Here is a 23,140-nt window from a genome sequence, read left to right on the forward strand (position 1 = left end):
CGTGTAACGATTACACGGCCAGGGTTGTGCTGCGTCACGTTTGTGGAGGGCGAAACCCCGCGCCCCTTGAATGCACGGCGCTTTTCCGCAACACTATTTCGTGTGTAAACGCTTACCCCCACTAAGAAGGTATATAATGGCGACAATAAAGGATGTGGCCCGTCTGGCTGGTGTTTCCGTGGCGACCGTCTCGCGCGTGATTAACGACTCCCCTAAAGCCAGTGACGCATCACGCCAGGCGGTGCAAAACGCCATGGAATCATTGAATTACCATCCGAATGCCAACGCCCGCGCCCTTGCCCAACAGTCTACTGAAACCATCGGACTGGTGGTGGGCGATGTGTCTGACCCGTTTTTTGGCGCCATGGTAAAAGCGGTTGAACAGGTTTCTTATCAGACCGGCAATTTTCTGCTGATCGGCAATGGCTATCACAACGAACAAAAAGAACGCCAGGCTATCGAACAGCTGATGCGCCACCGCTGCGCTGCGCTGGTTGTTCACGCCAAAATGATCCCCGATGCTGAACTCATTCATCTGATGAAGCAGATCCCCGGCATGGTAATCATCAATCGAATTATTCCCGGTTTTGAGAAACGCTGCGTGGCACTCGACGACCGCTACGGCGCCTGGCTTGCTACCCGCCATTTGATTCAGCAGGGCCATACCCGCATTGGTTACCTCTGCTCCAATCACCCGATTTCCGATGCCGAAGATCGCCTGCAGGGCTACTACGATGCCCTGCGCGAAAACGGTTTGCCGTGTAATGACCGGCTGGTGGCCTACGGCGAGCCGGATGAGAGTGGCGGCGAACAGGCAATGACAGAACTGCTAGGGCGTGGACGGAATTTCACGGCGGTTGCCAGCTATAACGACTCGATGGCCGCCGGGGCAATGGGGGTGTTAAATGACAACGGAATCGAGGTGCCGGGAGAAATTTCACTCATTGGCTTCGATGATGTGCTGGTGTCCCGCTACGTGCGTCCCCGCCTGACCACCGTACGTTACCCGATTATCACAATGGCAACGCAGGCTGCGGAGCTGGCACTGGCGCTGGCCGAACAACGCCAGCCACCGGATATCACCCACCTGTTCAGCCCCACCTTAGTCCGCCGTCACTCTGTAGGTTCGCCAGCAGAAGCGGGAGAGGAATAGCGATACAGATGTACCGTTTTGTTCGGGTATTCAAGCGCATCGCCAATGTACTGCCAGCCGTAACGTTCGTAGAAGTCGCGGCAGGCAGACCACAGATGCAGTTCGTGATAGCCGGCCTGCGCGGCATAGGCGATAACATGCTGCTGCAGTTTTCCCGCCAGTCCCTTACCACGCGCCGCTTCATCAACGTACAGCGCAGCCAGCCACGGACAAAGATCCTGTCGGGTGATTAAATCGCAGCGCCAGAGCCCGACCGTACCCAGAAGCTGTTCGCCCTCCAGAGCAATAAAGGTCAACGGTAACGCGCCCGGCGTCTGGCTGTGTTCAACGATGCTCTGGAAAAACGCCCGCGTAAGCCCGTCACCGAACGCCTGCCAGATCCAGTCAGTTACCTGTTCCGCATACTGAGGCGCGGCATAGAGAGGCAGAATAGTCACACCAGCTTCCCCTGAAAAACGGGCACAGATTCAAAAAGATAACCGTCAAAATCCGGCGCATCTTCATCGGAGAGTTCAAGTAAACTCTTTTTCACATTTTCCAGATGCTGGAACATCGCCTGCCAGGCGCCCATCACGTCACGACGACGAAGCGCCGCGAGGATAGTTTGCCTGTCGCCCAGCCATTTCAGGCGGTATGCACGGCTGGCGATATGCCCATTAAATTGCTGCCACAGCGGGCTGCTGTCCATGTGGTGCCAGATACTCTCTACCGTTGCCAGCAGCATCTGGTTTTGCGTTGCCCCCGCCAGCACCAGGTGAAACATTTTATTGTTGTCCTGGCTGTTATCGTTGGCGGCAATGGCGCGTTGCTCCTGCTCAATAATACGGCGCAGATTGTCGATGTCTGCGCGTGTCGCCATTTTGGCAGCAAACGCGGCGATGTTGCTTTCGAGGAGCTGGCGCGCCTGCAGGATCTCAAAGGGGCCGACGTCGCTGTTCAGAAAACGCTCTTCTTCGTTTTCGTGTTCTTCAGGAATGCGCATCACATAAACGCCAGAACCCTGGCGGATATCCACCGTGCCCTGCAGCTCCAGCATCAGCAATGCCTCACGCACGATGGTACGACTTACGCCGTACTTCTCAGCAATATTACGCTCGGGCGGCAGACGGGAACCTACGGGATAGTGCCCCTGGATAATTTGCGCCCGTAAATCCTCGCCAATTTCCTGGTACTGTTTTTTTTCCGGCAGGATGACAGCCTTATCCACGTTTTCACCTGTTTTTTCAGTTAATGCGCAGGCCGGGCGTCCTCCCGGCCAGTTTGTGCGCTATTTTACCAGAACCAGCATGGTTTTCGCTTACTTCCATTCATCATCGACCGGGAGCGTGAGCACGCGCGCATCGCGCAGCTGCCGGAACCAGCTCGCCGACCTTTTCGCCCGCCTGGCGCGATTGTTATCGAGATCGATCTCAATGAGCCCGTAGCGGTTTTTGAAGGCGTTCATCGGTGATACGTTGTCCGTAAAGGCCCACAGCATATAGCCATGACAGTTTGCCCCCTCCTCCCGCGCCAGCAGCGTGTAATAGAGGTGCTCGCGAATGAACGCAATGCGGTACTCGTCGTCAATGACCCCGTCACTGTTGCGAAATTGCGTTTCGTTCTCCACGCCCATCCCGCTCTCCGCCACGAACCAGTCGATATTGCGGTAGTCATTTTTTATCCGCATCGCCATATCGTAGATAATGCGGGGGTAGATTTCCCAGCCGCGGGATTTATTCATTCGCCGTCCTGGCAGTTCGAACGGTTCGTAGTAGTACGCCGGGTGGAACGGTGTCTCCGGATGCCAGGCACGAGACGGCGCTTTCACCCGATGCGGGTAATAGAGGTTTATCCCCAGCTCATCGACGGTGTTCTGCGCAATCAGTTCCAGCTCTTCTGCGGTGTAGTCCCACGCCACCTGATGCTGTTCCAGCAGCGTAAAGAGTTCTGGGGGGTAGCGCCCGTGCACCAGCGGATCGAGAAATACGCGGTTATAGAACAGATCGTACTTCTCTGCGGCGTTAACATCGTGCGGTGCGCACGATCGAGGATAGGTGACTTCGGGGTTGAGAATACAGCCAACCGAGCCAGGGTAGCCTTTGGCACGAAACAGCTGTACAACCTTTGCCGTCGCCAGAACCTTATGGTGGTTCCACTGCATCCATTTACCGGTATTCTGCTCGTAGGGCCAGCGCAGCGCATCGAGATAAACGCGGGTCTGTACCACGATCGGTTCATTGAAGGTAAACCAGCGGGTGACTTTACCGTGGTAGCGTTCAAAGACTTTTTCCGCATAGCGGACAAACAGTTCAACAACCTGCTTTGAAGCCCAGCCGCCGTAAGTGTCAAGCAGCACGCCCGGCAGCTCGTAATGCTCAAGGCAGATCATCGGCTCAATACCCTGACGGTGCATCTCATCGAATAACGCGTCGTAATAGGCGGCGTACTCCTCGTCCACCGTCACTTTTTCATAGTCGGTTAAAAAACGTGACCAGTTAATCGAGGTTCGGTAGTGCGTCAACCCCGCCTGCTTCATCAGCGCCACATCCTCGCGAAAGCGGTTGATAAAGTCGGTCGCCACCGCCGGGCCATAGCCGTTGTGCCAGACGTGGCGATCGTTTTTGTACCAGAGATCGATCCACGAATCCTGCCCCGCCTTTTTGCCGCTCCAGCCTTCGGTTTGCCAGGCTGACGCGGCCGCGCCCAGAATGAAATCCTGCGGAATGGTTATCTGTTTCGTCGTCATCACATCCTCATGCATTGTCGGTCGCCTGTTGCAGTGCGGCCTGTTCGGCACGTCGTGAAGCAATCTTCACAAACGGCAGGTAGATAATGACGGCAGTCACAATGCAGATAAGCTGAGTGATGACCGCCCCCATCGATCCGGCGGTGGAGAGCCAGGCGTTGATCAGCGGCGGCGTGGTCCACGGCACCATCACCACGGCTTTACCGGCAAAGCCGGTCACAGTGGCAAAGTAACCGATAGAGCCGGTCACCAGCGGCGTGATAATGAAAGGAATGGCGAGGATCGGGTTAAGCATGATTGGCATGCCGAAGATCACCGGCTCGTTGATGTTAAAGAGCCCCGGACCAATGGAAAGCTTGGCGATCTCTTTCATCTCTTTGCGTTTGGTGGCAATCATGACCGCGATCAGCAGGCCGATGGTCAGCCCCGACCCGCCGATGCTCATGTACACATCCCAGAACGGCATGGTGATGATATTCGGCACCTCTTTGCCCTGCTCAAAGGCGCTCATATTAACGGTGATGGCGCCTAACAGCAGCGGCTCGCGGATCGGCTTGATCATCTGGTTGCCGTGAATACCAATCACCCAGAAAAGCTGTGCGACAAACATCAGCAGCAGAATGCCCGGCAGGCTTTGCACCACGCGCTCCAGCGGCTGTTGCACCACCTGATAGACCGCGTCATAGAGATACATGCCGGTGAGTTGATGGAAGACGAAACCCAATGTGGCAATCGCGGTAGTGGTGATGATCGCCGGGATCAGCGCGGAGAACGATGCCGCCACGTTTGGCGGTACGGTGTCCGGCATCCTGATCTTCAGCCCCTTGCGGTTTTCCAGCCAGCAGTAAATTTCTACCGACAGAATCGCGATAAACATGCCGAGGAACAGGCTGCGGGTATCAGAGAACTGACGCAGCAGCACGTCTTTCACCACGTGCATTTCACCATCCACCAGCATCTCGACGGTTGTCGGCGTCACGCAGATAAAGCAGATCACCGCCAGCAGGCCAGGGAATAAGGATTTGATCCCGTTGATGCGGCCCAGTTCGATACCGATTAAGAACACCGCGCCAATGTTAAGGAAATTCAGGGTGGCGTAATTGAGCGCGCTGGTGATGGGTTTTAGCGTGGCGAGAAAAGAGAGGGACTGGAAGCTCGCCAGGCCATTTTTCGGATCCAGTACCATATTGGAGATCAAGACAGAGAATGCCCCAACGATGATGACCGGCATTAAGGTAATAAAGGCAGACTTGATCGCCATGATATAGCGATAACTGTTGAATTTTGTGGCAAAACTGCCCAGAGCGTCGATCAGTTTTTCCTGTAATGCCATAGGGTAATACCTCAGTAAAAGGGCTTTTATTGGATAAGGTGTACAGCCGGATACTATTGGCATACCAAAAATAGCTACATGTCGGGTTTTGTTCTGTGATTAAGCTCTCAACGACGTAACAGGTATTCCAAAATGCGGTTTATATCGATTTTGGCATACCACTTAAAACCCTGTATTTCGAACTGACCGATCGTTACCTAAAAGCGTGATCGTGCTGGAAGTTTTGCCCTTCCCGCATCGCTTATGCACCGGATGGTCTGTGTTAAACTGCAGATCGTTACGTGGAATCAGGAATGTCTAATGGCAACAATGCTGGATGTCTCATTGCGCGCGGGCGTGTCGAAAGCCACGGTATCGCGCGTGCTGAACGGCACAGGTCAGGTTAAAGAGAGTACGCGTCAGCAGGTGTTTAATGCGATGGAAGAGCTGGGCTACCGCCCGAATTTTCTCGCGCGTTCGCTGGCGAACCAGACCAGCAACAGCATTGGTCTGGTGGTCTCTACCTTTGATGGTTTTTACTTTGGTCGTCTTCTTCAGCAGGCCTCCCGACAGACGGAAACCCACGGCAAGCAGCTGATCGTCACGGATGGTCACGACGCCCCGGAGCAGGAAGAGCAGGCGGTACAAATGCTGGCCGATCGCAAATGCGATGCCATCGTGCTTTACACCCGCTACATGAGCGAAAAAGCGATCATGAAGCTGATCCATTCGGTGCAAACCCCGCTGGTGGTCATCAACCGTGAAGTCAGCCAGGCGCCCGATCGCTGCGTGTTCTTCGAACAGCAGGATGCCGCCTTTAAGGCCGTGGATTACCTGATCAACCAGGGCCACCGGGAGATCGCCTGTATCACCGTCCCGATCCACACGCCAACCGGGAAAGCGAGGCTGATGGGCTACCGTAAGGCGCTGGAAAAGCACGGCATTCGTCTGGACGAGCGGCGGATAAAGTATGGCGATGCGGGAATGACGCGAGGATATGAGCTCTGCAAAGAGCTGATTGCCGACGGTATAGCGTTTAGCGCTCTGTTTGCCTGTAACGATGATATGGCGCTGGGTGCGTCCAAGGCGCTACACCAGGCGGGGCTGCGGATCCCACAGGATATTTCCCTGTTTGGCTTTGACGATGCCCCATGCGCGAAATGGCTGGAGCCAGCGCTCTCGTCGGTTTACCTGCCTATCGACAATATGATCGTTACGGCTATCGATCAGGCGATCCGGCTGGCAAAAAACCAACCGGTCGACGCGATCCCGCCGTTCACCGGTACGCTGGTATTACGCGACTCGGTCACGACGGGGCCGTACTTCACTCAGACGAGTTCCAGCGCCAGCAGCTCCTGAATGGTCTGGCGGCGGCGGATCAGCCGCGCCTTGCCGTTATCAAACAACACTTCTGGCAGCAGCGGGCGGCTGTTGTAGTTTGAGGACATTGACGCCCCGTAGGCACCGGTATCGTGCAGCACCAGATAGTCGCCTGGTTTAACTTCCGGCAGCGCGCGGGTTTCCACTTTCCCCCCTTCCTGCTGGGTAAAGACATCACCAGACTCACACAGCGGGCCCGCGACAACCGTCTCAATACGCGGCGCGTGAGTTAAATCGCGGCCATCGGCAGCCAGAGCCGAAATGTGGTGATAGCTGCCGTACATTGACGGGCGCATCAGATCGTTAAAGCCGGCGTCAATCAGCACAAAGTGCCGCGAGCCCATCTCTTTCACGCTGCGAACCTGCGCCACCAGCACCCCGGATTCAGCCACCAGGAAACGACCCGGCTCAATTTCCAGCTTCACGGCATGACCAAGATGTGCGGCGACCTGGTCACGCGCGGCGCTCCACAGGCCGTAATAGTGATCGGTGTCGATCGCCTCTTCCCCTTCACGGTAGGGAATGGAAAGACCGCCCCCGGCAGAGATCGCCTCCAGATCCTGACCAAACTCGATCACCTGGCGCACCATTGCGCCACAAACCTGCTCAAGGTGCGCGTAATCCACGCCGGAGCCGATGTGCATATGAATGCCCACCAGCTTCAGATTGTAACGCTGCAGTACGTCCAGGGCAGCGGGCATATCGGCATACCAGATACCGTGCTTGCTGTTTTCGCCGCCGGTATTGGTTTTTTGGCTATGACCGTGACCAAAGCCCGGGTTCACGCGCAGCCAGACGCGGTGGCCCGGAGAAACTTGCCCAAGCTGTTCCAGCATATCCACGGACCCGGCGTTTACCGGCACCTGCAGCTCATGGACGCGAGCAAGCGTGGCGTCGTCGATCACATCGGCGGTAAACACAATCGCGTCAGGATCGGTTTTCGGATCAAACCCGGCCGCCAGCGCGCGCTCAATCTCCCCCAGGGAGACGGAGTCGACCTTCACACCCTGCTCACGCATCAGACGCAGAATGTGGATATTGGAGCACGCCTTCTGGGCAAAACGCACCACGTCAAACTGATGCAGGGCAGCAATCTTCTCGCGAACAATCTGCGCGTCGTAGACCCACACCGGACAGCCAAACTCGGCAGGCAGGCGTAGCAGGTTTTCGGCATTCAAATCGGTATCAGTCTGGTTAAGCGGGCGTGGCATGGTCTTTCTCCGGGGTGACATTTTTTTATGATTACGCCACAGCAGGAAGAGAATAAAAAATATCGTTTTATCGCGAGTCTATGCAAAAATGATATGGACAGTTCTCTGTATTCAGGTGACCTATGCCCGCCGTCAATTTACGCCATATCGAGATTTTTCACGCCGTGATGACCACGGGCAACCTCACCGAGGCTGCGCAGATGCTCCATACCTCTCAGCCAACGGTCAGCCGCGAGCTGGCGCGATTCGAGAAAGTGCTGGGACTGAAGCTGTTCGAACGCACACGGGGCAGGCTTCACCCAACGGTACAGGGGCTGCGCCTGTTCGAGGAAGTGCAGCGCTCATGGTACGGCCTGGATCGCATTGTCAGTGCGGCGGAAAGCCTGCGCGAGTTTCGGCAGGGCGAGCTATCGATTGTCTGCCTGCCCGTCTTTTCGCAGTCTTTTTTGCCGACGCTGCTCCAGCCTTTTCTGGCCCGATATCCGGAGGTGAATCTCACGATTGTCCCGCAGGAGTCACCGCTGCTCGAGGAGTGGCTCTCCGCACAGCGCCATGATTTAGGCCTGACCGAAACCCTCTCTACGCCCGCGGGAACGGAACGCACGGAACTGCTCTCTTTAGATGAGGTGTGCGTGCTGCCAGCCGGGCACCCGCTTGCCCGCAAGCAGATTCTGACGCCAGCGGATTTTCACGGTGAAAACTACATTAGCCTGTCACAAACCGACAGCTACCGGCAGCTGCTGGATTCACTGTTTGCCGAGCATCAGGTGAAGCGCAGGATGGTGGTCGAGACCCACAGTGCGGCCTCCATTTGCGCCATGGTGCGCGCCGGGGTGGGCGTTTCGGTGGTGAATCCACTGACGGCGCTGGATTACGCCGGGCGCGATATTGTCATCCGCCCGTTTAGCCTGTCAGTCCCGTTCACCGTGAGCCTGATCCGCCCCCTCCATCGCCCGGTCTCAGCGCTGGTGGAGGCGTTTACGGAGCACCTGATAGCCCATGCCCGTCAGGTGGCGCTTCGTTTATCCGATCGGCAAAGTTTATGACAGCATAAACTCCACGGCATCGGCGGCATGAATCGCGGCGGTATCGAAGACCGGAATCGGGCTTTGCTCAACCGGCACCAGTAAACCGATTTCCGTACAGCCGAAGATCACCCCTTCCGCCCCCTGCTGCGCGAGTTTTTCAATCACGTTAACGTAATATGCCCGGGATGATTCGCTAAAGGTGCCGAGGCAGAGTTCATCAAAGATAATCTGGTTGATGCGGGCCCGGTCTGCCTCATCCGGGATCAGGCTTTCAATGCCAAACTGGCTGCTCAACCGACCGCGGTAAAAATCCTGCTCCATGGTGTAGCGCGTTCCCAGCAGCGCCACACGACGTAATCCGGTTGCGGTGATAGCCCGCCCGGTTGCATCAGCAATGTGCAGGAAGGGCAGCGAACAGCGCGCTTCGATATGGGGCGCGACTTTATGCATGGTGTTGGTACAGAGCAAAATCCCCGCTGCTCCCGCACGCTCCAGCCCCAGCGCGGCCTCGGCCAGTATTTCCCCGGCTTTATCCCATTCACCGCTCGACTGGCAGGCTTCGATTTCATGGAAATCTACGCTGTGCAGCAGCAGGCTGGCAGAATGCAGGCCCCCCAGACGTTGCTTCACCCCTTCATTAATCAGGCGGTAATAGGGGATTGTCGATTCCCAGCTCATCCCCCCTAACAGGCCGATCGTTTTCATCATCCCTCCTTATGTGTTTATCCCAGTGAAGCAAACTTGTGATCGTGTTTCCAGTTCTTTGTCACGTCGTTTCTTTTTAACCTCTGGTGATATAAATTAAATGAAACATTGTTTTAATACATTCTGGGGTGACGATATGTTTATTTTCCACAACGAGACCATGCTTGACGATCTGGGGAACGGCGTGACGCGCCGTATTCTTGCCCATGGCGGTAAAATGATGGCGGTGGAGGTGAATTTTGAACAGGGCGCGACAGGCCCACTGCATAACCATCCTCATGAACAGTTAACCTATGTGCTGTCCGGCGAGTTTGAGTTCACGATTGGAGACGAAAAACATGTGGTGACAGCCGGGGATACCCTCTACAAAAAGCCACATGTGATGCACGGCTGCGTGTGTCTTAAACCCGGCACGCTACTGGATACCTTCACGCCGGTACGTGAGGATTTTTTGAAATAAAAAAAGGGCGCTGATAACAGCGCCCTTCTCGTCTGCGTTTTTTATTCCGTTACAGGCTCGACCAGAGGATTGCGACTGAGCATGGCCTCACGCAGTAATACGCTGCCACAGGCAAACAGCCCGCCCAGCAGTCCCGCCAGGATCACAATCAGGGCTTTGCCCGGACCGTCTTTTTTCACCGGCATGGATGGAGAGAGCTGATACTTGAACGGTTCAAGTTTGACGTCTTCGACAGACAGCTTTTTCAGCTGCGCCAGGTAGTATTCCCGGTTCTGGAAGTCTGCGTTCAGCTCAGCGATGTCCTTGAGATTTTTTTCAATCTGCAGTTTTTGCGCGATACCGTCGGCACCGAGCGCGACGGAGTAATCCGGATCGTCTTTAACCGCCTGACCGTTGCTGTAGACCGGCTTTTTGATACCCGCCGCGTTGGCCACTTCCAGAGAATAGTTAAGACGCTGCAGATTGGTGTTGTGAACATTCGTCAGACGTACCCGATCCAGCTCCAGCTGTTGCTCCACCACTTTGGTTTTCAGGGTGATCTGGTTACGGATATTCTCCATGGTTTCCTGCTCAACAATCTGCGAGATGTAATCCACGTAACCTTTAAGAACCGTTTGCGCATCCCCCGCCGTCGGCGCGGTGAAGCTCAATGTCCACGAGACGTACGGCGCTTTATCCGCGTCTTTTGCCAGGGTGTTATCTACCGCTTTCATCTTTTCGGAGATATTGACCACCGCACGATGCAGCTCAAGCGGATCCACATCAGTGCCTTCCAGCTGTGCCATCACGTAAGGTGAGGATTTCATGTACTCCTCAAGCAACGACTGCGACTGGAACTTTTTAATAAACTGGTTAAACACGTCCGGACGGGTAATTTTCACGTCCACGTCGAGCACCTGCAGGGCGACCATCATCTGGCGCAGCGGGTTCCACTGCGTCTGTTCCGCCGGTGTGATCACCGCTTTACTGGTCCATTTTTGTGGCAGTAAGAACGCGATGGCCAGTCCAACCAGTGCGAATGCGAAGGCAATCACGACGATACGTTTTTTTGCCGCCAGAAGAACTTCTAACAGTCCCAGAAGGTCAATTTCTTTGGAACTGACTGCCGGGGCCGCGTAATGGGGGAAGTCGAGATCCGTATTTTTTTTGAAATCCATTGCTGACATAGCCATTCTTCTTTTGAGGGTGCAGACCATTTCTGCCTGATTGGTTACAGTGGTCCGATGATACAAGAAAGTAAGAATTATCTGAACGAAAGAATGATCCAGCTGTAGACCTGCTATCAGAATTAGTAGTTAGTTTCTCGACGGTATTGTCTTTATTAATCATCCGGTTCTTTCCGCCCGCCCTCCTCTCTCTTCTTTGAACGCCTGAAATAGCGCAAAAATGCCATCCTCATCACCTTATTGAAACACCGTTTCGACTTTGATCACATTTCCGCTATTAAGCGAATGACGCAGAAACAAATAGCAATAATATAAAATAAAACGGCGTTTTATTATCCAGGAACACGAGTTCTACCGTATTGAAACCCAGGCGTTTCGCTCAACGATGAAATCGGAAAAAGTCTTATAAAACAAAGTGACATGAAGTAACCGTGACACGTATTACCCAGAATATCGCCGTTCAGGCTCGGTTTCGACAGCCTGAAAGGTTGTTACAGACGCAGATTCCGTTTTAAACCATTGATTACCAGGTAGGTAAGTATGAATGAAAACAAGCTGCTGGGGCTCGCGTGGATATCACCCTACATCATTGGGTTGATACTCTTTACGGCTTTCCCCTTCGTCTCATCGTTTTTCCTGAGTTTTACGGATTACGACCTGATGAGCCCGCCGGTATTTAACGGCATAGAAAATTATCGCTACATGTTTACGGAAGACACGCTCTTCTGGACATCAATGGGAGTGACGTTTGCGTATGTATTTCTGACCATTCCCCTGAAGCTCGCCTTTGCATTAGGGATTGCGTTTGTTCTGAACTTTAAATTACGCGGTATTGGATTCTTCCGTACCGCCTACTATATTCCGTCGATCCTCGGCAGCTCCGTGGCCATTGCTGTTTTGTGGCGCGCGCTCTTTGCCATTGATGGCCTGCTGAACAGCTTTATTGGCGTATTTGGTTTTGACCCGGTGAACTGGCTGGGTGAACCCTCGCTGGCCCTGATGTCGGTCACCCTGCTGCGCGTCTGGCAGTTCGGTTCCGCGATGGTCATCTTCCTGGCCGCGCTGCAAAACGTTCCGCAGTCGCAGTATGAAGCTGCGATGATCGATGGGGCATCCAAATGGCAGATGTTCACGAAAGTGACCGTGCCGCTGATCACGCCGGTGATTTTCTTCAACTTCATTATGCAGACCACCCAGGCGTTCCAGGAATTTACCGGACCGTATGTCATTACCGGCGGCGGGCCAACGTATTCCACTTACCTGTTCTCACTCTACATCTACGACACCGCGTTCAAATACTTTGACATGGGTTACGGCGCAGCACTGGCGTGGATCCTGTTCCTGGTGGTAGCCATTTTTGCCGGTATCGCCTTTAAGTCATCGAAATATTGGGTGTTCTACTCCGCCGATAAAGGAGGCAAAAATGGCTGATATCCAACAACTTTCCACGGCGAGGACGATTGCCGAGCGTGAAGTCGCCCGCACGCTGCGCAGAGAGAAAATTAACGCCGCTGTGCGCTACGTGATCCTGCTGTTTGTCGGCCTGCTGATGCTTTATCCGCTGGTGTGGATGTTCTCGGCGTCGTTCAAACCGAACCACGAGATTTTCACCACTCTCAGCCTGTGGCCTGCCCATGCGACCTGGGACGGTTTTGTGAATGGCTGGAAAACCGGTACCGAATACAACTTCGGCCATTACATGCTGAACACCTTTAAGTATGTGATCCCGAAAGTGATCCTGACCATTATCTCCTCCACCATCGTGGCGTACGGCTTTGCGCGCTTTGAAATCCCGTGGAAGAAATTCTGGTTCGCTACCCTCATCACCACCATGCTGCTCCCCAGCACCGTGCTGCTGATCCCGCAGTACCTGATGTTCCGTGAAATGGGCATGCTCAACAGCTATATGCCGCTGTACCTGCCGCTGGCCTTCGCCACCCAGGGGTTCTTCGTCTTCATGCTTATCCAGTTCCTGCGCGGCGTGCCGCGTGACATGGAGGAGGCGGCGCAAATTGACGGCTGTAACTCGCTTCAGGTGCTGTGGTACGTGGTGGTGCCGATCCTGAAACCGGCCATTATCTCCGTCGCCCTGTTCCAGTTCATGTGGTCAATGAACGACTTTATCGGGCCGCTGATTTATGTCTACAGCGTGGATAAATACCCGATTGCACTGGCGCTGAAAATGTCCATCGACGTCACCGAAGGGGCGCCGTGGAACGAAATTCTGGCAATGGCGAGCATCTCCATTCTGCCATCCATCATTGTCTTCTTCCTGGCACAGCGCTACTTCGTCCAGGGCGTCACCAGCAGCGGAATTAAAGGTTAAGAGGGAAATATTATGGCTGAAGTTATCTTCAACAAACTGGAAAAGGTCTACTCCAACGGCTTTAAAGCGGTACATGCCATTGACCTGAAAATCGCTGAAGGAGAGTTCATGGTGATCGTTGGCCCCTCCGGCTGCGCCAAATCCACCACCCTGCGCATGCTGGCTGGCCTGGAAACCATCAGCGGGGGTGAAGTCCGCATCGGCGATAAGATTGTGAACAACCTCGCGCCAAAAGAGCGCGGGATTGCGATGGTGTTCCAGAACTACGCGCTCTATCCCCACATGACGGTGCGCGAAAACCTGGCCTTTGGTCTGAAGCTGAGCAAACTGCCAAAAGATCAGATTGAATCTCAGGTCAACGAAGCGGCCAAAATCCTTGAGCTGGAAGAGTTACTCGACCGCCTGCCACGCCAGCTTTCCGGCGGCCAGGCACAGCGCGTGGCGGTAGGCCGTGCGATTGTGAAAAAGCCGGATGTATTCCTGTTCGACGAACCGCTGTCAAACCTCGACGCCAAACTACGCGCCTCAATGCGCATTCGTATTTCCGACCTGCACAAGCAGTTGAAGAAATCCGGTAAACCGGCGACCACCGTCTACGTCACCCACGACCAGACCGAAGCGATGACCATGGGCGACCGCATCTGCGTGATGAAACTCGGCCACATCATGCAGGTTGATACCCCGGACAACCTCTACCACAAGCCGAAAAACATGTTCGTGGCAGGCTTTATCGGCGCGCCGGAGATGAACATTCGTCAAAGCCAGTTGGTGGAAAACGCCGGGAAACTGCACATCGCCATCGGCAATGAAACCATGCCGCTGAACGCCGGGATGCAGGAGAAAGTCTCCGCTTATGCCGGGCAGGCCATTTACTACGGCGTACGTCCGGAATTCGTTTCCCTCTCCGACGCACCATTCGTTGACGGGGGCTGCAGTGGCGAAATGGTTCGCGTGGAAAACATGGGCCACGAATTCTTCGTCTATCTGAAGGTTGCGGACTACGAACTGACCGCCAGAATTCCTTCCGATGAAGCTAAGCCCATGATTGATAAAGGCCTTCATCGCAAGGTGTATTTCAAATTTGATATGAATAAATGTCATATTTTTGACGCAAAAACTGAACAGAACCTCTCTCTCTGATGGAGTTTATAAAAATGAAAAAAGTGCTTTTAAGCGCAGCAATCTCCGCGACGCTGGGCCTTACCGCTTTGCCATCGATGGCGCAAGATGTCGAATTACGCATGTCCTGGTGGGGCGGTAATGGCCGCCATCAGGTGACGTTGAAAGCGCTGGAGGAATTCCATAAGCAGAACCCGGATATCAACGTTAAAGCAGAGTACACCGGCTGGGATGGGCACCTCTCCCGCCTGACCACTCAAATTGCGGGCGGCACCGAGCCGGATGTGATGCAGACCAACTGGAACTGGCTGCCAATCTTCTCGAAAACCGGCGACGGGTTCTACGACCTGAACAAAATGAAAGACGTGATCGACCTGACCCAGTTCGATCCCAAAGAACTTCAGTCCACCACCATCAACGGCAAGCTGAACGGCATTCCGATCTCCGTCACCGCACGCGTGTTCTACTTCAACGACGAGACCTGGAAAAAAGCCGGTATTGCATACCCGAAAACCTGGGACGAGCTGATGGCGGCGGGTAAAACCTTCGAGAGTAAACTCGGCAAGCAGTACTACCCGGTCGTGCTGGAGCATCAGGACACGCTGGCGTTGCTGAACTCGTACATGATTCAGAAGTACAACATCCCTGCCGTGGACGAGAAAACCAAGAAGTTCGCCTACAGCAAAGCGCAGTGGGTGGAATTCTTCCAGACCTACAAAACGCTGGTGGATAGCCACGTCATGCCGGACACCAAATACTATGCGTCGTTTGGTAAGAGCAACATGTATGAGATGAAGCCGTGGATCCAGGGAGAATGGGCGGGAACCTACATGTGGAACTCCACCATCAACAAGTATTCCGATAACCTGAAGCCACCGGCAAAACTGGTGCTGGGCAGTTACCCGATGCTGCCGGGCGCAACCGATGCGGGCCTTTTCTTCAAACCGGCGCAGATGCTCTCGATTGGTAAATCCACCAAAAACCCGGAAGCGGCGGCGAAACTGATTAACTTCCTGCTGAACAGCAAAGAGGGAGTAGATACGCTGGGTCTGGAGCGTGGCTTGCCGCTGAGTAAAGCCGCGGTGCAGTTCCTGACCGAAGACGGCACCATCAAAGAGAGCGATCCGTCGGTCGCGGGGCTGCGTCTGGCGCAGTCTCTGCCGGCCAAACTTTCCGTGTCACCTTACTTTGACGATCCGCAGATTGTGGCCCAGTTCGGCACCTCTCTGCAGTACATCGATTATGGACAGAAATCCGTGGAAGAGACTGCCGCTGACTTCCAGCGTCAGGCTGAACGTATTCTGAAACGCGCGATGCGCTAACGAAAAGCCGGGTGGCCTCTTCGCCACCCGGCAACAGACTACACGCCAATATTACGCAGCTTCTCGCCGGACATCAGCCTGCGCTCGATATGCTCCAGCGTGACGCCTTTGGTTTCAGGGATCAGCCAGAACGTGACCCCGATAAACGCGACGTTGAGAACCGTATAGAGCCAGAAGGTTCCTGCCGCGCCGATTGAATCCAGCAGCGTCAGGAAGGTCGCGCCGATGATCATGTTCGACACCCAGTTGGTGGTCGTGGAACAGGTGATACCAAAGTCGCGGCATTTGAGCGGCTGAATTTCGGAACACAGGATCCACACGACGGGCGCAGCGCTCATCGCATATCCGGCAATACACATCATGGTCATGCCAACAGAGAGCCAGGAAAGACCGCTTGAGGCCGTGCCGTTATCAAACTGCATCAGGCAGTAGCCAAGGATCAGCGTACCGAGCGCCATGACGCTAAAGCCAATCTTGAGTGCCGGTTTACGTCCGGCTTTATCCACGGTGAACACCGCGATAAAGGTGGCGAACATAAAGGTCAGCCCCACCACCAGCGTGGCAACCATTTGCTGTTCCGTGGTGGTGAACCCCGCCATTTTGAAGATACGTGGCGCGTAGTACATGATGATGTTCATCCCGGTGAACTGCTGCATCGCCTGCAGCAGCATGCCGAGGAACACCGCGCGGCGAACGTTACGGTTGATCTTAAACAGCGCCCAGCCCCCCTGCTTCAGCTTCAGGCTTTCGCGGATCTCGTTCAGCTCTTCACGTGCTTTTTCTGAGGTATCACGCAGCATCCGCAGCACCTCTTCCGCTTCCACATGACGGCCCTTTTGCGCCAGCCAGCGCGGACTGTTTGGCAGGAAAATCACCAGAACAATCAGCACCAGCGCCGGGAGCGCCAGCACGCCCAGCATCGCGCGCCAGTTGCCGCTGTAGCTGAAATAAGTGTCTGACAGAAACGCCAGCACGATACCCAGCGTCACCATCAGCTGGTACATACTGATCATCTTGCCGCGCACGTTCTCGCTCGCCATTTCGGAGAGGTACAATGGCGCAGTGTAAGAGGCAATCCCCACCGCCACGCCGAGCAGCACGCGGGAGAGCAGCAGCATTTCCACGTTCGTGGCAAATGCTGACCCAATAGAGCCGGCGACAAACAGAATCGCCCCCACCATCAGGCTGTATTTGCGCCCGAGGCGGAACGAAAGCCAGCCGTTAAACAGCGCGCCGATGGCCGCACCCAGCATCATGCTGCTGACCACCCACTCCTGCAGGCGGTTACTCAACGTAAAGTGATCGGTGATAAAGGGCAGCGCCCCGGCGATCACGCCAATATCCAGACCAAACAGTAAACCGGCCACTGCAGCCGCGATGGAGACAAACTGATTCATGCGTCGGGTATCACGCAACACGGCGGGCATAAGGGTAGAGTCATTTATAGATGTCATATTTTCCTGCCTGAACAGCGAAATTCGTTAACTGAAATTACGAGATAGCGCGGAAAAGTGTCAGGCCGTAATTCGCGAAGATATGGATTATTTCGCTGTGGCATAGCGATCTGTGATGGACATTACAATTTCAACTAACGATGAAATACCGCCAGTTTTTATTAATCATTTAATTTTTAAGCAATAAAACTGTGATGCATATCATTTATGATTTTTTTAGTATGGATTTTTCGTCTTGAGCCATATGGATAATGGCAATTTTTGGGCAAAAAAAACCTCCACCCACCGGCAGAGGTTTAAGACGGAATACGCAATTAACGCGCCAGCCAGCCGCCATCGACCGCCACGGTATAGCCGTTGATGTAATCGGATGCCGGAGAGGCCAGGAATACAATCGGCCCCTTGAGATCGTCTGGAAGACCCCAGCGGCCCGCCGGGATACGGTCGAGGATTTCCGCGCTACGCTGTTCGTCAGCACGCAACTGCTGAGTGTTATTCGTCGCCATGTACCCCGGCGCAATCGCGTTGACGTTGATGTTGTGCTTCGCCCACTCGTTTGCCAGCAGACGGGTAACGCCCATCACCGCGCTCTTGGATGCGGTATAAGACGGCACGCGGATACCGCCCTGGAAGGAGAGCATAGAGGCGATATTAATGATCTTGCCGCCTTTCCCCTGGGCAATGAAATGTTTCGCCGCCGCCTGGGACATAAAGAACACGCTCTTAATGTTCAGGTTCATCACGTCGTCCCAGTCGCGCTCGCTGAAATTAATCGCGTCTTCACGGCGAATCAGTCCGGCATTGTTCACCAGAATGTCGATATGGCCGAATTCCGCCACCGCGCGATCCAGCAGTTCAGGGATGGCGTCAATTTTACGCAGATCGGCGGTCAGGCTCAGAAAACGACGCCCCAGCGCGGTGACGCGCTCGATGGTTTCAGTAGGCTCAACAATGTTAATCCCGACGATATCGCAGCCCGCTTCCGCCAGCCCTAACGCCATACCCTGGCCCAGTCCGGTGTCACAACCGGACACCACAGCCACTTTACCCTGCAGAGAAAATGCATCCAGAATCATGTTTGTTCCTTAATCTTTCAGCGCCTGTCACCAACAGGCAGGTTTATGCTTAACTGCCTGCGGCTAGCGCAGCTCGTTAACCGCGACGTGGTCCATGTCATCAAAGACCTGGTTTTCACCGACCATACCCCAGATGAAGGTGTACGCTTTCGTGCCTACGCCCGAATGAATAGACCAGCTCGGCGAAATCACCGCCTGCTCGTTATGCATCACGATATGGCGCGTTTCCTGCGGTTGCCCCATCATGTGGAACACGCAGGCGTCCTCGTCCATGTTGAAGTAGAAATACACTTCCATACGGCGCTCGTGGGTATGGCACGGCATGGTGTTCCACAGGTTGCCCGGAGCAAGCTCGGTCAGCCCCATGCTGAGCTGGCAGGTTTCCAGCACATCCGGAACAAAGTATTTATTGATGGTGCGACGGTTGCTGGTGAGGTTGTCACCCAGCGTCACCGGGGCGACATCCGCCGGGGTCACTTTTTTGGTGGGATACGGGGTATGTGCGGGCGCACAGTTGTAGTAAAACTTCGCCGGTTTACCGCTGTCGATGCTGGCGAACACGACCTCTTTCGCCCCTTTACCGACATACAACGCGTCGCGATGACCTATCTCATAGCACTGTCCGTCTACGGTGATGGTGCCGGGGCCACCGATGTTAATCACGCCCAGCTCGCGACGCTCAAGGAAATAGCTCACACCAAGCTGTTTACCCACTTCTCCGCCCACGGAGACGGTCTGCGTCACTGGCATAATCCCGCCAACGATAATACGGTCGATATGGCTGTAGACCATGGTGTACTTATCGGCCTCGAACACCTGCTCGACTAAAAACTCATTGCGCAGCCCCTGAGTATCCAGCGTTTTGGCGTGCGCACTGTGGATGCTTTGTCTGACGTCCACCGTAACCTCCAGAAATGATCGTGCCCGCAGGCAGAAAATTAACGAAACGACGTTCCGTTTTCATGATAAGCACAGTCTAGCCCCAGAGAAGGGGGTTTTCAATTACATTTAAAATAACGTTTCATTTTTTCTGTTTGTTTATACCAGAAATGGCGTTCGGATCACGATAAAGAGAGCCAGACAGTAATCTCGCCAATGAAACAGACAAAGTGCGCCATCAGTCACACATAATGAAACATTGTTTTGATAATTTAATACTCACTTTTTAATCTACTTTTATCGTTCAAAGGAGTGCATTATGGCTAAAGGTATGCGGGTCAAGCTGAACTACGCGGTCAGCCACGATCCGGATACAGGCGTGGAAGTCACCCGCCTGACCCCACCCGACGTGACCTGTCACCGCAACTACTTCTATCAGAAGTGCTTCTTTAATGATGGCAGCCACCTGCTGTTCGCAGGGGCGTTTGACGGTCACTGGAACTACTACCTGCTGGATCTGCAGAAGGCCGAAGCGGTACAGCTGACGGAAGGCGCGGGGGATAATACCTTTGGCGGGTTCCTCTCTCCGGATGATAAATCCTTCTACTATGTGAAGAACGACCGCACGCTGCTGGAGGTGGATCTCCATACCCTGGTAGAACGCGAGGTGTACCGTGTCCCCGATGACTGGGTCGGTTACGGTACCTGGGTCGCCAACAGCGACTGCACCAAACTGGTTGGGATAGAAATCGCCCGACGTGACTGGACGCCGCTCAACGACTGGAAAATTTTCCACGACTTCTTCCATAAGGGGCCGCACTGTCGACTGCTACGGGTGGATCTGAAAACCGGTTTAAGCACCACAATCCACGAAGAGAAAAACTGGCTTGGCCACCCTATCTATCGTCCGTTTGATGACAACACGGTGGCGTTTTGCCATGAAGGGCCGCACGACCTGGTCGACGCCCGCATGTGGCTGGTCAACGAAGATGGTACGCACGTGCGCAAAGTGAAAACGCATGCGGAAGGCGAAAGCTGTACCCATGAATTCTGGGTGCCGAACGGTTCTGCCCTTGTGTATGTCTCTTATCTGAAGGGCCAAAAGGGCCGCACCATCTGCAGCTTCAATCCGGATACGGGCGTCAATGAGGCAGTCATGCAAATGCCCGCCTGTTCCCATCTGATGAGCAACGTTGACGGCTCCCTGCTGGTGGGCGATGGTTCAGGCACGCCGGTTGATGTGAAGGATACGCACGGTTACACCATCGATAACGATCCTTATCTGTACGCCTTTGACGTGGCGAAAAAAAGCTACTTCCGCATTGCCCGTCACGACACCTCCTGGGCAACGGTGGCAAATAGCCGCCAGGTCACCCACCCGCATCCCTCCTTTACTCCGGATGAGAAAGCGGTGCTGTTCAGTTCCGATAAAGACGGTCAACCCGCCCTCTATATCGCGAAACTTCCTGAGCAACCTGAAATGTTGCACGCATGATTTGAGTTTGTGTTTCTGTAACTGGCCTTGCCCTCCGTTTCGGAGGGCTTTTTTTTGTGGGCTTTTGCCCATTGGGCGGCGCTTATCAGACATGGGTAAGCCGGGTAGGCACTGGCGCTACCCGGCAATGTTCAGCGGAATAACGTGATATCAGAAAGAATAGGCCACGCCTAAACGAAGGCGGGTCTGGCGTTCATCGGTGTCTTTCACGCCGATGTTACCCACTTCAACATACGGTGCCCAGTTTTTATCCCATTTATACGCCAGCTTGGCGTTATATTCGTTGGAATAATCTTTGTTATTATTACGAACCATACCTTCAGAACTCTTCGCATAAACATAATTGAGTTCGGTACGCCAGTCACCCATTACCCAGCCAACCCAGGCATCACCACGGTTAACTTTGTCGTCATCTTTATTCGAGCTTGACGGGTAGCGGGTATATTCATAGCGATAACGCGCGGCAACATAAAAGCCATTGTCGAAACTATATTGCAGATGCAGATTCGGTTTATATATTGTGCGGCTGTCGTTACTTTCAAGGGTAAACGCCGGCGTCAGTGCAATATTCTCAGTCGCTTTCCAGCGCCAGCTAATTTGATCTTCATGCCCGTTACCCACCACATCCGCAAACGGCTGGTCGGCTTTATCACCGCCGGATTTCCATTTAGCTTCTACAGAAAAACCGACCCCGTTAGCAAAGCGATGTGAGACCGAGACACGGTCAGCATTGGCACCACTGTCGATATATTCATGGCGCAGATCGACGGTAACGGCCTGAGCCATGAAGGACGTACCGATAAGGGAAGTAAGGACCAGAGATTTCTTAAACATGAAAAAACCCTCAACTGAAATAATGTTTCTTATTTATGAAACTTCAGTTTATTTTTTATAGAACACTATTTTAGTGACAAAGATCGTAATTATTTGTTTCATTTTTTTTGGCAAAGATGGACGTGACACCCATCAACAAATAGGGTGTATTAGCGTGAAATTATCGGAGGGGGATCACACTAAGACATTAACAACGATAATAATTAAGGCCGTAATTATTCAATAACAGAGTGAGAATGTGCTAATAACGGTTAATTCGTCATACGTTATGTAAAAAAAACCTCCTGAAGGGAGGCTCTTTTATGCGGGCGGGATTTTAGCGTTCAATGGCGAGGGCGACACCTTGTCCACCACCGATACAGAGCGTCGCAATGCCTTTGCGGGCATTGCGCTTTTTCATCTCATGCACCAGCGATACCAGAATTCGACAACCGGACGCGCCGATAGGATGACCCAGTGCGATTGCCCCACCGTTCACGTTTACCCGCAGGGGATCCCATTCCAGCATTTTGCCAACCGAGATTGCCTGTGCGGCAAAGGCCTCGTTGACTTCAATCAGATCCACATCAGAGAGTTGCCACCCTGCGCGTTCCAGGCAGCGACGGGTAGCATAAACCGGGGCGATACCCATTAACGCAGGATCAACACCCACGCTGGCAAATGCCTTAATGCGGGCCAGGACGGGCAGATCCAGCTCGAGGGCTTTGCTTTCACTCATCATCATCACGGCCGCAGCGCCATCATTAATGGAGGAGGCGTTTCCCGCCGTCACTGAGCCCTGAGTTTCAAACGCAGGATTGAGCCTCGCCAGCCCTTCAGCGCTGGCGTCGGTGCGCGGCTGCTCATCGGTAACCACCACGGCAACCTCACCGTTCTGACGCTGCGTGCTGACCGGGACGATTTCATCCCGAAAGCGCCCGGCATCAATCGCCGCGCGCGCTTTTTGCTGCGAGCTTAACGCGTAAGCGTCCTGCAACTCACGGCTGATACCATACTCACGTGCCAGATTTTCCGCCGTCACGCCCATATGATAGTCATTGAACGCATCCCACAGACCGTCATGCACCAGACTGTCGAGCAACTGGCTGTTGCCCAGCTGCGCGCCGGTACGGCTGTCGGTCAGCACGTGTGGTGCCCGGCTCATATTTTCTTGTCCGCCGGCAATCACGACATCCGCTTCACCACACTGAATGGCCTGCGTCGCCAGATGCAGCGCTTTTAACCCTGAGCCACAGACGTCGTTGATGGTGATAGCGGAGACGGTATTGGGCAGGCCGCCCTTGAGTGCCGCCTGACGGGCAGGGTTTTGCCCGGCACCGGCGGTCAGCACCTGTCCCAGGATCACCTCATCAATTTCATGTGCTGCAATCCCGCTACGTTCCACCAGCGCTTTCACCACTACGCTGCCCAAATCAACAGCCGAGTGGCGTGCAAGCGCCCCCTGAAAACAGCCGATAGCCGTACGCAACGCACCCACTATAACGACATCTTTCAT

The 23,140-nt window shown here is 54.2% G+C and carries 21 protein-coding genes; 9 read left to right on the plus strand and 12 right to left on the minus strand.

The annotated features are described in order from the left end of the window. The first annotated feature begins 136 nt into the window (after nucleotides 1–136). Entirely contained in the window at nucleotides 137–1,153 is a 1,017-nt protein-coding gene (gene galR, locus HV340_RS18230; RefSeq protein ID WP_020883772.1) for an HTH-type transcriptional regulator GalR, read from the plus strand. On the opposite strand, the gene HV340_RS18235 is transcribed toward galR, so the two are convergent. From HV340_RS18235 to HV340_RS18250, 4 genes are all read right to left on the minus strand, one after another. Next, entirely contained in the window at nucleotides 1,114–1,590 is a 477-nt protein-coding gene (locus HV340_RS18235; RefSeq protein ID WP_063925560.1) for a GNAT family N-acetyltransferase, read from the minus strand. The two genes, galR and HV340_RS18235, sit on opposite strands and share 40 nt — an antisense overlap. Then, on the minus strand, nucleotides 1,587–2,360 hold the full coding sequence (locus HV340_RS18240; RefSeq protein WP_014171459.1) for a GntR family transcriptional regulator: 774 nt from the start codon (nucleotides 2,358–2,360) through the stop codon (nucleotides 1,587–1,589). Before HV340_RS18240 ends, HV340_RS18235 begins: the two co-directional genes overlap by 4 nt. Before the next feature lie 90 nt (nucleotides 2,361–2,450). Next, nucleotides 2,451–3,878, minus strand: a complete 1,428-nt coding sequence (locus HV340_RS18245; RefSeq protein WP_059305882.1) for a glycoside hydrolase family 1 protein — start codon at nucleotides 3,876–3,878, stop codon at nucleotides 2,451–2,453. A 7-nt stretch (nucleotides 3,879–3,885) separates the two neighbouring features. After that, on the minus strand, nucleotides 3,886–5,211 hold the full coding sequence (locus tag HV340_RS18250; protein ID WP_020883770.1) for a PTS transporter subunit EIIC: 1,326 nt from the start codon (nucleotides 5,209–5,211) through the stop codon (nucleotides 3,886–3,888). A gap of 300 nt (nucleotides 5,212–5,511) precedes the next feature. Between HV340_RS18250 and HV340_RS18255 the strand changes: the two genes are divergently transcribed. Then, entirely contained in the window at nucleotides 5,512–6,549 is a 1,038-nt protein-coding gene (locus tag HV340_RS18255) for a LacI family DNA-binding transcriptional regulator (RefSeq protein WP_032678896.1), read from the plus strand. On the opposite strand, the gene lysA is transcribed toward HV340_RS18255, so the two are convergent. Then, the gene (gene lysA / locus HV340_RS18260) at nucleotides 6,519–7,781 is read right to left on the minus strand and encodes a diaminopimelate decarboxylase (RefSeq protein ID WP_020883768.1); all 1,263 of its coding nucleotides are present in this window, start codon (nucleotides 7,779–7,781) and stop codon (nucleotides 6,519–6,521) included. The genes HV340_RS18255 and lysA overlap by 31 nt on opposite strands. A gap of 122 nt (nucleotides 7,782–7,903) precedes the next feature. On the opposite strand from lysA, the gene HV340_RS18265 reads away from it, so the two are divergent. Continuing rightward, on the plus strand, nucleotides 7,904–8,827 hold the full coding sequence (locus HV340_RS18265) for a LysR family transcriptional regulator (RefSeq protein WP_014171464.1): 924 nt from the start codon (nucleotides 7,904–7,906) through the stop codon (nucleotides 8,825–8,827). Here the strand turns inward: HV340_RS18265 and HV340_RS18270 are convergent. After that, nucleotides 8,822–9,514 (minus strand): aspartate/glutamate racemase, encoded by a 693-nt coding sequence (locus HV340_RS18270; RefSeq protein WP_059305879.1) that lies wholly within the window; start codon nucleotides 9,512–9,514, stop codon nucleotides 8,822–8,824. The two genes, HV340_RS18265 and HV340_RS18270, sit on opposite strands and share 6 nt — an antisense overlap. A gap of 136 nt (nucleotides 9,515–9,650) precedes the next feature. On the opposite strand from HV340_RS18270, the gene HV340_RS18275 reads away from it, so the two are divergent. Further along, on the plus strand, nucleotides 9,651–9,974 hold the full coding sequence (locus HV340_RS18275; RefSeq protein ID WP_059305878.1) for a cupin domain-containing protein: 324 nt from the start codon (nucleotides 9,651–9,653) through the stop codon (nucleotides 9,972–9,974). A 41-nt stretch (nucleotides 9,975–10,015) separates the two neighbouring features. Here the strand turns inward: HV340_RS18275 and wzz(fepE) are convergent, their stop codons facing one another. Then, entirely contained in the window at nucleotides 10,016–11,140 is a 1,125-nt protein-coding gene (gene wzz(fepE) / locus HV340_RS18280; protein ID WP_032670189.1) for an LPS O-antigen length regulator Wzz(fepE), read from the minus strand. Between the two features lie 540 nt (nucleotides 11,141–11,680). Here wzz(fepE) and HV340_RS18285 point away from each other — a divergent pair. Genes HV340_RS18285 through HV340_RS18300 form a run of 4 tightly spaced genes read left to right on the plus strand, consistent with a single transcriptional unit; the run spans nucleotide 11,681 to nucleotide 15,907 of the window. Further along, nucleotides 11,681–12,571 carry a sugar ABC transporter permease gene (locus HV340_RS18285; RefSeq protein WP_014171468.1) on the plus strand — a complete coding sequence of 297 codons (891 nt, stop codon included), beginning with the start codon at nucleotides 11,681–11,683 and terminating at the stop codon, nucleotides 12,569–12,571. Next, nucleotides 12,564–13,466: a carbohydrate ABC transporter permease gene (locus HV340_RS18290; RefSeq protein WP_025203331.1), complete on the plus strand. Its 903-nt coding sequence runs from the start codon at nucleotides 12,564–12,566 to the stop codon at nucleotides 13,464–13,466. Before HV340_RS18285 ends, HV340_RS18290 begins: the two co-directional genes overlap by 8 nt. A 12-nt stretch (nucleotides 13,467–13,478) precedes the next feature. After that, the gene (locus HV340_RS18295; protein ID WP_020883763.1) at nucleotides 13,479–14,606 is read left to right on the plus strand and encodes an ABC transporter ATP-binding protein; all 1,128 of its coding nucleotides are present in this window, start codon (nucleotides 13,479–13,481) and stop codon (nucleotides 14,604–14,606) included. Nucleotides 14,607–14,620: 14 nt separating this feature from the next. Beyond that, entirely contained in the window at nucleotides 14,621–15,907 is a 1,287-nt protein-coding gene (locus HV340_RS18300) for an ABC transporter substrate-binding protein (protein ID WP_181216158.1), read from the plus strand. A 38-nt stretch (nucleotides 15,908–15,945) separates the two neighbouring features. Here HV340_RS18300 and HV340_RS18305 read toward each other — a convergent pair whose 3' ends face one another. The 3 genes from HV340_RS18305 to kduI form a co-directional block, all read right to left on the minus strand. Then, nucleotides 15,946–17,361, minus strand: coding sequence for a sugar porter family MFS transporter (locus tag HV340_RS18305; protein WP_059305875.1), 1,416 nt, complete (start codon nucleotides 17,359–17,361; stop codon nucleotides 15,946–15,948). Nucleotides 17,362–17,675: 314 nt separating this feature from the next. Further along, nucleotides 17,676–18,437: a 2-dehydro-3-deoxy-D-gluconate 5-dehydrogenase KduD gene (gene kduD, locus HV340_RS18310; RefSeq protein WP_014171473.1), complete on the minus strand. Its 762-nt coding sequence runs from the start codon at nucleotides 18,435–18,437 to the stop codon at nucleotides 17,676–17,678. Between the two features lie 63 nt (nucleotides 18,438–18,500). After that, nucleotides 18,501–19,337, minus strand: coding sequence for a 5-dehydro-4-deoxy-D-glucuronate isomerase (gene kduI / locus HV340_RS18315; RefSeq protein ID WP_049023257.1), 837 nt, complete (start codon nucleotides 19,335–19,337; stop codon nucleotides 18,501–18,503). 298 nt (nucleotides 19,338–19,635) lie between these two features. Here kduI and HV340_RS18320 point away from each other — a divergent pair, with 298 nt between their 5' ends. Continuing rightward, a complete protein-coding gene (locus tag HV340_RS18320; RefSeq protein ID WP_059305874.1) occupies nucleotides 19,636–20,811 on the plus strand; it encodes an oligogalacturonate lyase family protein in 1,176 nt (391 codons plus the stop codon). 150 nt (nucleotides 20,812–20,961) lie between these two features. Here HV340_RS18320 and HV340_RS18325 read toward each other — a convergent pair whose 3' ends face one another. Next, nucleotides 20,962–21,645 (minus strand): porin, encoded by a 684-nt coding sequence (locus HV340_RS18325; protein ID WP_014171477.1) that lies wholly within the window; start codon nucleotides 21,643–21,645, stop codon nucleotides 20,962–20,964. Nucleotides 21,646–21,961: 316 nt separating this feature from the next. After that, entirely contained in the window at nucleotides 21,962–23,140 is a 1,179-nt protein-coding gene (locus tag HV340_RS18330; protein ID WP_181216159.1) for an acetyl-CoA C-acetyltransferase, read from the minus strand.

The sequence above is a fragment of the Enterobacter sp. RHBSTW-00975 genome, from assembly GCF_013615235.1.
Lineage (GTDB): Bacteria > Pseudomonadota > Gammaproteobacteria > Enterobacterales > Enterobacteriaceae > Enterobacter > Enterobacter ludwigii.

Bases quoted from the DNA above. Each gene is read 5' to 3' on its own strand.
- HV340_RS18295 (WP_020883763.1), top strand. From the start codon at position 13,479: ATGGCTGAAGTTATCTTCAACAAACTGGAAAAGGTCTACTCCAACGGC.
- HV340_RS18255 (WP_032678896.1), top strand. From the start codon at position 5,512: ATGGCAACAATGCTGGATGTCTCATTGCGCGCGGGCGTGTCGAAAGCC.
- HV340_RS18270 (WP_059305879.1), bottom strand. From the start codon at position 9,514: ATGAAAACGATCGGCCTGTTAGGGGGGATGAGCTGGGAATCGACAATC.
- HV340_RS18290 (WP_025203331.1), top strand. From the start codon at position 12,564: ATGGCTGATATCCAACAACTTTCCACGGCGAGGACGATTGCCGAGCGT.
- HV340_RS18265 (WP_014171464.1), top strand. From the start codon at position 7,904: ATGCCCGCCGTCAATTTACGCCATATCGAGATTTTTCACGCCGTGATG.
- HV340_RS18305 (WP_059305875.1), bottom strand. From the start codon at position 17,361: ATGACATCTATAAATGACTCTACCCTTATGCCCGCCGTGTTGCGTGAT.
- HV340_RS18300 (WP_181216158.1), top strand. From the start codon at position 14,621: ATGAAAAAAGTGCTTTTAAGCGCAGCAATCTCCGCGACGCTGGGCCTT.
- HV340_RS18275 (WP_059305878.1), top strand. From the start codon at position 9,651: ATGTTTATTTTCCACAACGAGACCATGCTTGACGATCTGGGGAACGGC.
- HV340_RS18250 (WP_020883770.1), bottom strand. From the start codon at position 5,211: ATGGCATTACAGGAAAAACTGATCGACGCTCTGGGCAGTTTTGCCACA.
- galR (WP_020883772.1), top strand. From the start codon at position 137: ATGGCGACAATAAAGGATGTGGCCCGTCTGGCTGGTGTTTCCGTGGCG.
- lysA (WP_020883768.1), bottom strand. From the start codon at position 7,781: ATGCCACGCCCGCTTAACCAGACTGATACCGATTTGAATGCCGAAAAC.
- HV340_RS18245 (WP_059305882.1), bottom strand. From the start codon at position 3,878: ATGACGACGAAACAGATAACCATTCCGCAGGATTTCATTCTGGGCGCG.
- HV340_RS18285 (WP_014171468.1), top strand. From the start codon at position 11,681: ATGAATGAAAACAAGCTGCTGGGGCTCGCGTGGATATCACCCTACATC.
- HV340_RS18320 (WP_059305874.1), top strand. From the start codon at position 19,636: ATGGCTAAAGGTATGCGGGTCAAGCTGAACTACGCGGTCAGCCACGAT.
- HV340_RS18325 (WP_014171477.1), bottom strand. From the start codon at position 21,645: ATGTTTAAGAAATCTCTGGTCCTTACTTCCCTTATCGGTACGTCCTTC.
- kduD (WP_014171473.1), bottom strand. From the start codon at position 18,437: ATGATTCTGGATGCATTTTCTCTGCAGGGTAAAGTGGCTGTGGTGTCC.
- HV340_RS18330 (WP_181216159.1), bottom strand. From the start codon at position 23,140: ATGAAAGATGTCGTTATAGTGGGTGCGTTGCGTACGGCTATCGGCTGT.